Below are 12,291 nucleotides of genomic sequence, written 5' to 3'. Positions count from 1 at the left end.
CCGTCGGGGCGCGGGCGTCGGACCGCCGTCCGGCACGCGGGCCGCGCGCGAGGCCGTGCCGGACGGCGACCGGGCAGGTCCGTGCGAGGCGCGGGACAATGCGGACGTGACGAACCCCACCGAGCCGCGGACGAGCGCGCCGCCCGACGGCGCACCCGCACCGGCGTCCCGACGACCGACCGTGCGCGCCGTCGCGGCGTGGACGGTCGCGCCCGGGGCGGACGGCGTGCACCCGGCCGACCCTGCCGCCCTGGCGGCGGCCGGCGCCCCGGCCCCCGGCTCCCCCACGACGGACGCCCGCCCGGGCGACGACACCGCCGCGGGCGGCCAGGACGACCGGCGCGCGGCCAGTGCCACGGTGACGTGGGCGCGCCTGGAGGACCTCGACGCGGTGCTCGACGCCGCCGCGCAGGTCGCGTCCGGGTCCGGCCCGACGTGGCGGGGCCTCGCGCGGCGCGACGGTCACCCCCTGGCTCACGTGCACCGCGTCGCGGCGGACTGGCTCCTCCTGGTGACGCCGACGGCGTGGTTCACCGAGGCGGACCGCCAGGTGCACACGGGCCAGTTCGCCGCGCTCCTCGGTCCGGGGCTCGTCCTCACGGCCGAGGAGGGCGACGCGGACGTGCACGCGCTCATGCTCGACAAGCTCGGCGCGCCCGGCGACCCCCACGGCTCGCCCGTCCAGCGGATCGTCTCGGCCGCCGTGCTGGCGATCGTCGGCGGCGCCTCGGACGTCGAGCTGGGCCTGGGCGACGCCGTCGCCGACACCGAGCGCGTGGTGTTCGACCAGCAGCGCGAGGACCCGGTCGAGCGCATCTACGACCTCAAGCGCGAGATCACCGAGGCAAGGCGCGCCCTCATGCCCGTCACGGCGGAGCTGCCCGAGCTCCTCGACCCCGACGTCCCCGACCACCTCGGGGTGAACCGGCGCATCCTCGAGCGCGTCGTGACGACGGTGGAGCGGATCGACCGGCACCTCGAGGCGCACGACGACCTGCTCTCGGACATGCTCCAGGTCCACATGACCCAGGTCTCGGTGCGTCAGAACGAGGACATGCGCAAGATCTCGGCGTGGGCGGCGATCCTCGTGTACCCGACGATCGTCGCGGGCGTGTACGGGATGAACTTCCGCACCATGCCGGAGCTGCACTGGGCGTTCGGCTACCCCTTCGCGCTCGCCCTCATGGCGGGCGGCTGCGTCGTGCTCTACCGCGTCTTCAAGCGCGCCGGCTGGCTCTGAACCGGTCGGCGGCACGGGGCGCGCCGCCGCGACGGCCAGGTCGTCTGCCGGCGCGGCTCACGGGGTCGAGACGGTCGTCCCGCCCGGCTCCAGCACGCCGACGAGCAGGAGCAGCACGACGAGCGCCGCGAGCGCGAGACGGTAGACCACGAACGGCGTGTAGCTGAAGGTCGAGACGATCTTGAGGAACGCGATGATGACGAAGTACCCGACGACGAACGCGACGAGCGTCGCGATGAGGGTCGCCCCGGCGCCGGGGGCCCCGGGCGCCGGCTCGTCCGCGGACTTGAAGAGCTGGTAGAAGCCCGAGCCCATGACGGCGGGGATCGCGAGGAGGAACGAGTAGCGTGCCGCCGCCTCGCGCGTGAAGCCCATGAGCAGGCCCGCGGTGATCGTGCCGCCCGAGCGCGAGACGCCCGGGACGAGCGCGAGCGCCTGGGCGAACCCGAACGCGACCGCCTGCCCGGCCGAGAGCTCGCGCAGCGTGCGGCGCTTGGCGCCGACCCGGTCGGCCCAGCCGAGCAGCAGCGCGAACACGGCGAGCATGAGGGCCGTGAGGTAGAGGTTGCGGAACGTGTTCTCGATCGCGTCCTGGAACAGCAGGCCGAGCAGCACGATGGGCACGGAGCCGAGCGCGATGTACCAGGCCATCGCCGCGTCGTGGTCGTGCCGGCCGAGCCGCGCCCGCCAGTCCGTGCCGTGGTCGCCGCGCACGGATCGCCACCAGGCGGCGCAGATGCGCGCGATGTCCCGACGGAAGTAGAGCAGCACCGCCGTCTCGGTCCCGATCTGCGTGATCGCCGTGAAGGCGGCGCCCGGGTCCTGCGACCCGATCAGCTCGCCGACGATGCGCAGGTGGGCGCTCGACGAGATCGGGAGGAACTCGGTCAGGCCCTGGACGAGGCCGAGGAGGACGGCTTCCCACGCGTTCACGAGCGGTCACGATACCCGCTCGGGCGCGCGGCGGGGCGCGCGCGTGACGCCCCGCCGCCGAGCGGGTGAACCTGGGCCGACCCGGTCCCCGACCGCGCGCCCCGACGGTCGCCCGCAGTCCCCCGCCGGTACCCTCGGCAACCATGGAGAACCGCCACCTCGGCAGCACCGGCCTGCGCGTGTCCGAGCTCGGGCTCGGCACCATGACGTGGGCCCGGGACACGGACGAGCTCGACGCGGCCGAGCAGCTGCGGGACTTCGTCGACGCCGGCGGCACCCTCGTCGACACGGCCGCCTCCTACGCCGACGGCGACGCCGAGTCGCTCCTCGGGTCGCTCCTCGGCGCGAAGGTCGACCGGCGCGACGTCCTGCTGTGCACCAAGGCGGGGGTGCGCCACACGCCCTCCGGCCCGGTCGTCGACGCGTCCCGCGGCGCGCTCCTCGACTCGCTCGACGACTCGCTCGCGCGCCTGGGCACCGACCACGTCGACCTGTTCCTCGTGCACGCCCCCGACCCGCGCACGCCGTTCACCGAGACGCTGTCCGCGCTGCGCCACGCGGTGACGTCCGGGCGCGCGCGCTACGTCGGGCTGTCGAACCACCCGGCGTGGGCGACCGCGCGTGCCGCGACCCTGCTCGGCGGGACCGACGACGTCGGCCTCGCCGCCGTCCAGCTCGAGTACTCGCTGCTCCAGCGCGGCGCCGAGCGCGAGGTCGTCCCGGCCGCCGAGTCGCTCGGCCTCGGCCTGCTCGCGTGGTCGCCGCTCGGGCGCGGCGTCCTCACCGGCAAGTACCGGCGCTCGCTCCCCGCCGACTCGCGCGGCGCGTCGCCGCACCTCGCCGGGTTCGTCGAGCCCTACCTCGACCAGGCGTCGTCGGGGATCGTCGAGGCCGTCGTCACCGCCGCGGAGGGCCTGGGCCGAGCGCCGCTCGACGTCGCGCTGTCCTGGCTCCTGGGGCGCCCCGCCGTCGCGAGCGCGGTGGTCGGTGCGCGCACCCCGGCGCAGCTGCGCACGTCGCTCGCCGCGACCGACCTCGTGCTGCCCGACGCGGTGCGTGCGGCGCTCGACGACGTGAGCGCGCTCGACGTCGGCTACCCCGAGCGGTGGTGACCCCGCCCGGCTCTCGAAGGTCTAGGGCCGCTCAGCGCGCGCCGTCGGTCTCGAGCTCGCCGGACAGGACGTCGTCCTCGAGCGTGTCGTCGAGGTCGTCGTCGAGCGCGTCCTCGTCCTCCTCCGCGTCGTCGTCCTCGTCGTCCTCGTCGTCGTCCTCCTCCGCGAGGTAGAACGGCGTCGCCTCCCCGTGCACCTGCCCCAGCGCCTCGTCGTACACCTCGAAGGCGTCCCCGAGGACGTAGTAGGCGTCGTCGACCGCGGGGTCGTCCTCCCCGCGACGTGCGGCGACGGCGTTGTAGTGGGCTTCGAGCGCGGCGATGAACCGGTCGAGCGCGGCACGCGGGTCAGCGGTCATACCCTGACCGTAGCGCCGAGAGGGGCACAATGGCACTCGTTGGCCGGGTCGGTCCCACGACCCGGCCCGCGACCGAGTCAGGCGAGAGAGGACGGTGGCACGTGGAGGAGAGGCCGACGTCACGCCGGAGGTCCGGATGGGCCGCGCACGGCGGGCAGTACGAGTACCGCGTCCTGACGATCGACCGCTCCACGAGCCGGTCGGACGCGAGCAGGCTCCTCACCGACGAGGCGGAGTACGGGCGCTGGGAGCTGGCCCGCACGCGGCTGTACGTCGGGGGCGAGCGCCGCGTCTGGCTGCGGCGCAAGATCATCCGGGTCAGCTCCACCCTGTGAGCACGGGATCCCGTGAGCACGATCCGGTGGGCACAGCCGGGTGAGCGGCGAGAACGAGGAGGCGCGGGACGTCTTCACGAAGTCGCGCGCCGAGGCCCCGGCGGGGTTCTTCCGGTGCGAGGCCGCCGGGCTGGCGTGGCTCGACGTCCCCGGCGGCCCCCGCGTCGCCCGGGTGCTCGACGTCGGCCCCGACCACCTGGACCTGGAGCGCGTCCCGACGACGGCGCCGACCCGCGAGGCGGCCCGGTCGTTCGGGCGGGCGCTCGCCGTCGTGCACGACGCCGGGGCGCCGACCTGGGGCGCGGCCCCGCCCGGGTGGTCGGGCGAGGCGTTCTTCGGCCCGCTCGACGACCCGCTGCCGCTGCCCACGGGGGCGTGGCCGGACTGGCCGACGTTCTACGCCGAGGCGCGCCTCCTGCCGGTCGCGCGGCAGGGCCGCGACCGGGGCGCGCTCGACGCCGAGGACGCGCGGCTGCTCGAGCGCCTCGCCGAGCGCCTGCCCGACCTCGCCCGCCCCGCGCTCGACGACGCGCCCGCGCGCGTGCACGGTGACCTGTGGTCGGGCAACGTGCTGTGGGCACCCCGCCGTCCCGGTCCCGGGGGTGGGCCCGACCACGGCACGTCCGGCGCCGTCGAGGCGGTGCTCATCGACCCGGCCGCGCACGGCGGGCACCGCGAGGCCGACCTCGCGATGCTCGCGCTGTTCGGCGCGCCGTTCCTCGACGAGGTCCTCGCCGGGTACGACGCCGCGCACCCGCTCGCGCGCGGGTGGCGCCACCGCGTCGCGCTGCACCAGGTGTACCCGGTCGCGGTGCACGCGGTGCTGTTCGGCGGCGGCTACCGCGCGCAGCTGCGCTCCTCCGTCCGGGCGCTGCTCGGCGAGACCTGACCGCGCGACGCCCGCCGGTCAGCAGGTGCGCAGCAGCCGGTCCAGGACGCGCACGCCGAACCGCAGCGAGTCCACGGGCACGCGCTCGTCGACGCCGTGGAACATGCCGGCGAAGTCGAGGTCCGCGGGCAGGCGCAGCGGGGCGAAGCCGTAGCCCGTGATCCCGAGCCGGGCCAGCGACTTGTTGTCCGTGCCGCCGGACAGCGTGTACGGCAGCACCGTCGCCTCCGGGTCCTCCGCGAGCAGCGAGTCGACCATCGCGTCCACGAGGTCGCCCTCGAACGGCACCTCGAGCGCGATGTCGCGGTGGATCTCCTCGACCCGCACGTGCTCGCCCGCGAGCGCGCGGAGCGTCGCGAAGCCGTCGTCCTCGTGGCCCGGCAGGAGGCGCGCGTCGATCGCCGCCTCGGCACGTCCGGGGACGACGTTCGCCTTGTAGCCCGCGGAGAGCTGCGTCGGGTTGGACGTGTGCCGCACCGTGGCGCCGACGAACCGCGACGCCGGGCCGAGCGCGGCCACGAGGGCCTCGATCGACCGGGAGTCCTCGGGGTCGTAGCGCAGGCCCGTGAGGTCCGCGACGCCGCGCAGCAGCTTGTCGACCGTCGGCGTGAGCGTGTTCGGCCAGTGGTGCGTCCCGATGCGCGCGACCGCCTCGGCGAGCCGCGTCACCGCGTTGTCGTCGTTCACCTGCGACCCGTGCCCGGCGCGCCCCTCCGCGACGAGGCGCAGCCAGGCGATGCCCTTCTCCGCCGTCTGGAGCAGGTAGGCGCGCCGGCCCCCGACCTCCACCGAGAACCCGCCGACCTCGCTGATCGCCTCGGTCGCGCCCTCGAACAGCTCGGGCCGGTGGTCGACGGCGTAGCGCGCCCCGTAGGCGCCGCCCGCCTCCTCGTCCGCGAAGAACGCGACGACGACGTCGCGCGCGGGCTTGCGGCCCTCGCGCGCCATCTGGCGCACGACCGCGAGGATCATCGCGTCCATGTCCTTCATGTCGACGGCGCCGCGCCCCCACAGCAGGCCGTCGATCTCCTCGCCCGCGAACGGGTCCACCGACCAGTCGTCCGCCTGCGCGGGGACGACGTCGAGGTGACCGTGGAGCACGAGCGCCGGGCGCGTGGGATCCGCGCCCTCGAGCCGCACGACGACGCTCGCTCTGCCGGGCTCCGACTCGAACAGCTCCGGGTCGAGGCCGACCTCGTGCAGCAGCCCCATGACGTACTCCGCGGCGGCGCGCTCCCCCGGGCCCGACCCGTCGCCGAAGTTCGACGTGTCGATCCGGAGCAGCTCGCGGCAGATCCGCACGACCTCGTCCTCGGCGCGCGGCACCGCGCCGGCGGTCGCGTCGGTCGCCGCAGGGGCGCTGGCCAGGGAGTCCGGGTGCGGAGCGGTCATGGCCACACGCTACCCGCCGCCGTCGAGCCGACCGACCGCCGGCTTCCCCGGAGCCGGCGGTCAGTGGCCGCCGTGGGAGTCCGCGGCGAGGCTGCGGGGGCCGGTGCCGTCGCCCGGGAGCGCGTCGGTGTCGTGGTCGGGGTGGGTGCCCCCGGGGACGTCGATGCGGGACGGCGCCTGCTCGCCCGGGGCGACGACGACGAGCTGGCCCATCATCCCGCGGTCCTCGTGCGTGAGCAGGTGGCAGTGGAACATGTACGGGGTCGTCGGGTCGGTCGCCCCCTCGGCGGCGTCGAACCGCACGAGGAGCCGCGTCACGCGCCCCGGCTGGACGTAGACCGTGTCCTGCCATCCGGCGAGGTCGGGCCCGGGCGGTTCGCCCGCGACGTCGAGGACGCGGAACCGGACGTCGTGGACGTGGAAGTTGTGCGGGGTGTCGTCGAGGCCCGTGACCTCCCAGACCTCGGTCTCGCCGACCGTGACGACCTCGTCGACGCGGGTCATGTCCATGGACCGGCCGTTGATCGCGCTCCCGGAGAGCTCGAAGCGCCGGGTGCGGACGGCGTCGGACTCGTCGAGCGCGTCCGCGGGGTCCGTCGCCCCGAGGGTGGCGGGGACGTCCGGGCTCGGCACGAGCGTGGCGGCCGCACGCAGCTCGAGGAGGTCGAACGTGTCGTCCCCGCCGGAGAAGCGCTCGAACACGGGGTTGACGCCGAGGTCGGGCGGGAAGCTGCGCAGGACCGCGCGCTGCCCGGGCGCCATGGTCACGACGACCTCGGCGCGGTCGCCGGGCGAGAGCCGGACCCGCTCGACGGTCTGCGGTGCGGCGAGCAGGCCGCCGTCGGTCCCGACGAGGCGGACCGTCCCGCCGTCGGCGAGCCCGACGTCGTACACGCGCGAGTCGGAGCCGTTGAGCAGCCGGAGCCGGACGCGCTCGGTCGTGACGTCGAGGTACGGGCCGGGCGTGCCGTTGACCAGGATCGTGTCGCCCAGCGTGCCGACCGGCGACAGGAACGACACCGCGTCGTCGAGCCGGCCGTCGGCGTGGAAGCGCTTGTCCTGGAGGATCACCGGGACGTCGTCGACGCCGTACTCGTGCGGCAGGTCCGCAGCCGGCCCGTCGGCGGCGGCAGGGTCGTCGAGCAGGAACATCCCCGCGAGCCCGCGGTACACCTGGTCCGCCGTCTGCCCGTGGAGGTGCGGGTGGTACCAGAGCGTCGCGGCGGGCTGGTCGACCGTCCAGGTGGGCGACCACGTCTCGCCGGGCTCGACCATCTGGTGGGGGCCGCCGTCCATCGCGGGCGGCAGGTGCATGCCGTGCCAGTGGAGCGTCGTCGTCTCGTCGAGCGCGTTCGTCACGTCGACGCGCACCCGCTCGCCGCGCGCGGCACGCAGCGTCGGCCCGAGGTGGTCGCCGTTCAGCCCGATCGTCGGTGTGGGCGCGGACGCGCCGAGGTCCGCGACGCCCGCGCGCGCCTCGAGCGCGAAGACGCGCACGCCGTCCTCCACGCGCGACTCCGCGAGGGGCGGGACGGCGAGCGGCCGCGTGAACGCCACCGCGCCGGCCGTGCTCGTCGCGGCGCGCGCCCAGGCGACGCCGAGGACGGCGACGATCGTCCCGACGAGCACGAGCGCGCCCAGGCCGAGCACGAGCACGACCCGCCGCACGCGGTGCGGCGGGCCTGCGGCCGGGACGACGGCGGGCGGGACGGTCGGCGAGGTCGGCATGGTGGCTGCGCTCCAGGGTGCGGACGACGGCCTCCGTGGACCGGGGCCGGAGGCGGCCCGGGCGAGGGCCGCCTCCTCGACGCTAGGAAGGCGGAGGGCGCCGGGCGTCGGCCGTGCGGCGTACGCGCGCCCGGAGTGGACCCTGAGCGGGGCCCAGGGAGGCTCAGGGGCCTCCCCGGGCCCCGGCTCAGGCGTCGAGGCCGCGGCGCGCGAGGAGCGGCGCGATCTCGGCGTCGCGTCCGCGCAGCTCGCGGAACGACCGCAGCGGGTCCTGCGAGCCGCCGCGCGCGAGCAGCACGCGGCGGAAGCGCTCGCCGTTCTCGCGCGACAGGCCGCCGTTCTCGCGGTACCACTCGACCGTGTCGGCGTCGAGGACCTCGGACCAGATGTACGAGTAGTACCCGGCCGCGTACCCGCCCCCGAACACGTGGTTGTAGTACGTGGTGCGGTAGCGCGGCGGGACGGGCGCGAACGCGACGCCCGCCGCCTCGAGCGCGGCGGCCTCGAACGGCACGACGTCCGCCTCCGACGCCGGGACGCCGTCGGGCCCGACCTGGTGCCAGGCCTGGTCGAGCAGCGCCGCCGCGAGGTACTCGGTCGTGCCGAAGCCCTCGTTGAACTGCCGCGAGGCGAGCATCGTGTCGACCCACTCGGCGGGCATCGGCTCGCCCGTGACGTGGTGCACCGCGTAGGAGCGCAGGACCGACGGCTCCCACGCCCACATCTCGTTGACCTGCGACGGGTACTCGACGAAGTCGCGCGGCACCTCCGTGCCGGACTGCGACGGGTAGCGCACGTCGGAGAACAGGCCGTGCAACGCGTGCCCGAACTCGTGGAAGAGCGTGATGACCTCGTCCCACCCGAGCAGCGTGGGCTGGCCGGCCGGCGGCTTGACGATGTTGAGGTTGTTCACGACGACCGGCTTCTGGCCGAGCAGGTGGTTCTGGTCGACGAGGTTGTTCATCCAGGCGCCGCCGCGCTTGGACTCGCGCGTGTACCAGTCGGCGAGGAACAGGCCCATCCCCTGGCCAGGCTCCCCCGGCGTCTCGGCGTCGAAGACCTCGAAGACGCGCACGTCCGGGTGGTAGCCGACGAGGTCGTGGCGCTCGGCGAAGGAGATGCCGAACAGGCGGTTCGCGGCCAGGAACACGCCGTCGTGCACGACGCGCTCGAGCTCGAGGTACGGGCGCAGCAGGGCGTCGTCGAGCGCGTAGCGGTCCTTGCGCACGCGCTCGGCGTAGAACGACCAGTCGGACGCGCGCAGCGTCGCGCCCGGCTCGTCGGCCCGCAGCGCCGCCTCGAGGTCGGCCGCCTCGCGGCGCGCGTTCGCGACGGCGGCGGGAGCGAGCCGCGCGAGCATCGCGTTCACGGCCTCGGTCGTCTTCGCGGTCGCGTCCTCCGCGACGTACGCGGCGTGGTGCTCGTAGCCGAGCAGGCGCGCGCGCTCGGCCCGCAGGCGCACGGTCTCGAGCACGATCTCGCGCGTGTCGTGGTCGTCACCGGTCGCACCGCGCGACTCCGACGCCTGCTGCACGCGCTCGCGCACGTCCCGGCGCGAGAGCGAGGCGAGGACGCCCTGCTGGGTGGGGAGCTGCATCTCCAGCAGCCACGCGCCCTCGTGCCCGCGCGCGGAGGCGGCCGCCGCCGCGCCCGCGACGGCGTCCTCGGCGAGCCCGTCGAGCTCGGAGCGGTCCGTGACGAGCACGCTCGCGGCGTTCGCGCCCGCGAGCAGCTTGCGCCCGAACGCGGCCTCGAGCGTGGTCAGGCGGCCGTTCAGCGCGCGCAGGCGCTCCTGCTGCTCGGCGTCGAGCTCGACGCCCGAGCGGCGGAACCTGACGAGCAGCGTGCGGAGCAGCCACGCGGCGTCGGGCTCGAGGGTCTGCTCGCCGGCGTCCACCGCGTCCTGGAGCGCGCGGGCGCGCGCGTACAGGCGGGCGTCCATGTAGATCGCGTCGTGGTGGGCCGCGAGCTCGGGCGCGAACTCCTCCTCGATCTGCTCCAGGCCCGGCGTCGCGTCGGCCGACAGCTGGTTGTAGAACGCGTTGAGCACGCGCGCGAGGTCACGACCCGACCGCTCGAGCGCCTCGAGCACGCTCGCGACCGTGGGCGGCGCGTCGTCGGTCGCGATCTCCTCGATCGCCGCGCGCTGCGCCGCCGTCGCGGCCCGCAGCGCCGAGAGGTAGTGCTCCTCGCGGATCGCGTCGTAGTCGGGCAGCTCGTACGGCAGCACGGACGGCGTCGCGAACGGGTTGGCGGGGTCGAGGTCGAGAAGGGCCGGCGCGGTGGTAGGCGCGGGCGCGTCGGCGCGCGTCGTGGGCTCGGAGGTCATGGTGCCCATCTTGACCCCGCGGGCGGGCGCGACGGAAACGGATACCCCGCCGCCCGGGAGCACGACGGCGGTGCGTCGTCAGGCCGCGCGGCCCGACGGCGGCGCGTCCGCCGGCCACGGGTCGACCGGCTCGCGCGGGTCGTCGGGCAGGAGCGTGCCGACCCAGGCGTCCCGTCGCTCGCCGCGCTGCAGCGCGAAGCCGCGCACCGTTCCCTCGACCCGGAAGCCGAGGCGCCACGCCGTCCGGCGCGAGGGCCAGTTGCCGACGTACGCCTGCCAGAAGAGCCGCGCGAGGCCCGCGCCCTCGGGGTCGAACGCCCAGTCGACGACGAGGCGGCCCGCCGCCGTCATGAGGCCGCGGCCCCGGGCCTCCGGAGCGGTCCAGTAGCCGATCTCGGCCGACCGTCGGCCCTCGGGCGCGTCGTCGAGGCTCAGGCCGATCATGCCGAGGAGAGGACCGACGCCGTCCGGGCCGGGGATGCCCGAGCGGCCCGCGCTCTCGCGCACGCCCCACGTCAGGACGCCCCCGCGCTCCCACCCGGGGCCGACGTGCTCCTCGACGAACTGCACCGCGTCCGTGCGCGCGTACGGCGACGGCACGACCGTCCACGCGGCGACCTCCGGGTCCTGGCACGCGGCCGTGATCGCGTCGACGTCGTCGAGGGTCGGGGTGGACAGGTGGACGCGGCCGTCGTCGAGGGCGAAGGGGTGCACCCGCCCGAGCCTGGCACGCCGTGCGACGCGACGTCACCCGGAATCCGGGACGTCGCCGTCCTGGGGCGCCACCGCACCCTCCCTCGTCCTCGTGGCCCGGGTGACGTCAGGGGCGCAGGGCGTCCTCCACGGGCGTCCACGGCAGGTCGTGCGCGGCGGCCACCGCCTCGTTGAGGAGGGCACCGCGGTGGGTGGACGCCCCCGACCGCAGGAGCGGGACGTCCCGCACCGCGTCGACCCCGCCGTCCGCGAGCGCCGCCAGGTACGGGAGCGTCGCGCTGGTCAGGGCGAGGGTGCTCGTCACGGGGACGGCACCGGGCATGTTGGCGACGCAGTAGAACGTCGTGCCGTGGACGGCGAACGTCGGGTCGTCGTGCGTCGTGGGCCGTGATCCCTCGAAGCACCCGCCCTGGTCGACGGCGACGTCCACGAGCACGGCGCCGGGCCGCATCCGCGCGACGAGGTCGTCCGTGACGAGGCGCGGGGCGCGCGCCCCGGCGACGAGCACGGCGCCGACGACGAGGTCGGCCTCGAGCACCTCGCGCTCGATCGCGTACGCGCTCGACACGACGGTGCGCACGTGCCCCGAGAACTCCTGGTCGACGGCGCGCAGCACGGGGAGCGCGAGGTCGACGACCGTGACCTCGGCCCGCGTGCCCACGGCGATCTCGGCGGCGTGACGCCCCGCGGTGCCGCCCCCGAGCACGACGACCCGGCCGGGCCGCGTCCCCGGCACGCCACCGAGCAGGACGCCCCGACCACCCGCCGGTCGTTGGAGGAGCCATGCGCCCACCTGGGTCGCCATGCGTCCGGCGACCTCGCTCATGGGCGCCAGGAGCGGGAGGGTGCCGTCCGCGGCCTGCGCGGTCTCGTAGGCGACGGCGGTGGTGCCGGCGTCGAGCAGGGCGCGCGTGCAGGCCTCGTCGGCGGCGAGGTGGAGGTACGCGAACAGCAGGAGGTCGTCGCGCAGGAAGCGGTGCTCGCTCGCGACCGGCTCCTTGACCTTGCACACGAGCTCCGCCTCGCCCCAGACCTCCTCGGCGGTGGGCACGATGCGCGCGCCCGCGCTCTCGAACTCCGCGTCGGGCAGGTGGGAGCCGGTCCCGGCCCCGGACTGGACGAGCACGTCGTGCCCGGCCCGCACGAGGTGGTGGGCGCCGGCGGGGGTGAGCGCGACGCGGTCCTCGTGGTTCTTGACCTCGGTGGGTATCCCGATCCTCATGGTCCAGTGTGGCCGCAGGCGGCCGCCGTGCGCAGAGTG

Annotated in this window: 11 protein-coding genes; 4 read left to right on the top strand and 7 right to left on the bottom strand. The window is 75.6% G+C overall.

Going from position 1 to position 12,291, the window contains the following annotated elements; all coding sequences use genetic code 11:
- Positions 1-106 precede the first annotated feature (106 nt).
- Complete coding sequence (locus ABIE39_RS02775; RefSeq protein WP_354050348.1) at positions 107-1,240, top strand: CorA family divalent cation transporter; 1,134 nt, start codon at positions 107-109, stop codon at positions 1,238-1,240.
- A 57-nt stretch (positions 1,241-1,297) separates the two neighbouring features.
- Here the strand turns inward: ABIE39_RS02775 and ABIE39_RS02770 are convergent, their stop codons facing one another.
- Positions 1,298-2,173: an undecaprenyl-diphosphate phosphatase gene (locus ABIE39_RS02770; protein WP_175009779.1), complete on the bottom strand. Its 876-nt coding sequence runs from the start codon at positions 2,171-2,173 to the stop codon at positions 1,298-1,300.
- A gap of 143 nt (positions 2,174-2,316) precedes the next feature.
- On the opposite strand from ABIE39_RS02770, the gene ABIE39_RS02765 reads away from it, so the two are divergent.
- Positions 2,317-3,285 carry an aldo/keto reductase gene (locus ABIE39_RS02765; protein WP_175009780.1) on the top strand — a complete coding sequence of 323 codons (969 nt, stop codon included), beginning with the start codon at positions 2,317-2,319 and terminating at the stop codon, positions 3,283-3,285.
- 31 nt (positions 3,286-3,316) lie between these two features.
- Here the strand turns inward: ABIE39_RS02765 and ABIE39_RS02760 are convergent, their stop codons facing one another.
- Complete coding sequence (locus ABIE39_RS02760) at positions 3,317-3,643, bottom strand: primosomal protein (protein WP_175009781.1); 327 nt, start codon at positions 3,641-3,643, stop codon at positions 3,317-3,319.
- 101 nt (positions 3,644-3,744) lie between these two features.
- On the opposite strand from ABIE39_RS02760, the gene ABIE39_RS02755 reads away from it, so the two are divergent.
- Positions 3,745-3,978: a DUF5703 family protein gene (locus tag ABIE39_RS02755; protein ID WP_009861400.1), complete on the top strand. Its 234-nt coding sequence runs from the start codon at positions 3,745-3,747 to the stop codon at positions 3,976-3,978.
- Positions 3,979-4,018: 40 nt separating this feature from the next.
- Positions 4,019-4,867, top strand: coding sequence for a fructosamine kinase family protein (locus ABIE39_RS02750; protein WP_354050345.1), 849 nt, complete (start codon positions 4,019-4,021; stop codon positions 4,865-4,867).
- An 18-nt stretch (positions 4,868-4,885) separates the two neighbouring features.
- On the opposite strand, the gene ABIE39_RS02745 is transcribed toward ABIE39_RS02750, so the two are convergent.
- The 5 genes from ABIE39_RS02745 to ald all read right to left on the bottom strand — a co-directional run bounded on the left by ABIE39_RS02745 (position 4,886) and on the right by ald (position 12,252).
- Entirely contained in the window at positions 4,886-6,259 is a 1,374-nt protein-coding gene (locus ABIE39_RS02745) for a M20/M25/M40 family metallo-hydrolase (RefSeq protein ID WP_354050343.1), read from the bottom strand.
- Between the two features lie 60 nt (positions 6,260-6,319).
- Positions 6,320-7,987 carry a multicopper oxidase family protein gene (locus tag ABIE39_RS02740; protein ID WP_354050341.1) on the bottom strand — a complete coding sequence of 556 codons (1,668 nt, stop codon included), beginning with the start codon at positions 7,985-7,987 and terminating at the stop codon, positions 6,320-6,322.
- A 187-nt stretch (positions 7,988-8,174) separates the two neighbouring features.
- Complete coding sequence (locus ABIE39_RS02735) at positions 8,175-10,316, bottom strand: M3 family metallopeptidase (protein ID WP_354050340.1); 2,142 nt, start codon at positions 10,314-10,316, stop codon at positions 8,175-8,177.
- 78 nt (positions 10,317-10,394) lie between these two features.
- Positions 10,395-11,030 (bottom strand): GNAT family N-acetyltransferase, encoded by a 636-nt coding sequence (locus ABIE39_RS02730; RefSeq protein WP_354050338.1) that lies wholly within the window; start codon positions 11,028-11,030, stop codon positions 10,395-10,397.
- Positions 11,031-11,136: 106 nt separating this feature from the next.
- Positions 11,137-12,252 (bottom strand): alanine dehydrogenase, encoded by a 1,116-nt coding sequence (gene ald / locus ABIE39_RS02725; RefSeq protein ID WP_354050336.1) that lies wholly within the window; start codon positions 12,250-12,252, stop codon positions 11,137-11,139.
- Between the last annotated feature and the right edge of the window lie 39 nt (positions 12,253-12,291).

Source organism: Cellulosimicrobium sp. 4261 (assembly GCF_040546915.1).
Taxonomy (GTDB): Bacteria; Actinomycetota; Actinomycetes; order Actinomycetales; family Cellulomonadaceae; genus Cellulosimicrobium; species Cellulosimicrobium cinnabarinum.
The sequence above is the reverse complement of the archived record's forward strand: the minus strand, read 5'-3'. Positions and strand labels throughout refer to the sequence as shown.

What these genes read in the sequence shown, in the direction of transcription:
- ald (WP_354050336.1), bottom strand. Translation starts at nt 12,252, where the DNA reads ATGAGGATCGGGATACCCACCGAGGTCAAGAACCACGAGGACCGCGTC.
- ABIE39_RS02745 (WP_354050343.1), bottom strand. Translation starts at nt 6,259, where the DNA reads ATGACCGCTCCGCACCCGGACTCCCTGGCCAGCGCCCCTGCGGCGACC.
- ABIE39_RS02735 (WP_354050340.1), bottom strand. Translation starts at nt 10,316, where the DNA reads ATGACCTCCGAGCCCACGACGCGCGCCGACGCGCCCGCGCCTACCACC.
- ABIE39_RS02765 (WP_175009780.1), top strand. Translation starts at nt 2,317, where the DNA reads ATGGAGAACCGCCACCTCGGCAGCACCGGCCTGCGCGTGTCCGAGCTC.
- ABIE39_RS02740 (WP_354050341.1), bottom strand. Translation starts at nt 7,987, where the DNA reads ATGCCGACCTCGCCGACCGTCCCGCCCGCCGTCGTCCCGGCCGCAGGC.
- ABIE39_RS02760 (WP_175009781.1), bottom strand. Translation starts at nt 3,643, where the DNA reads ATGACCGCTGACCCGCGTGCCGCGCTCGACCGGTTCATCGCCGCGCTC.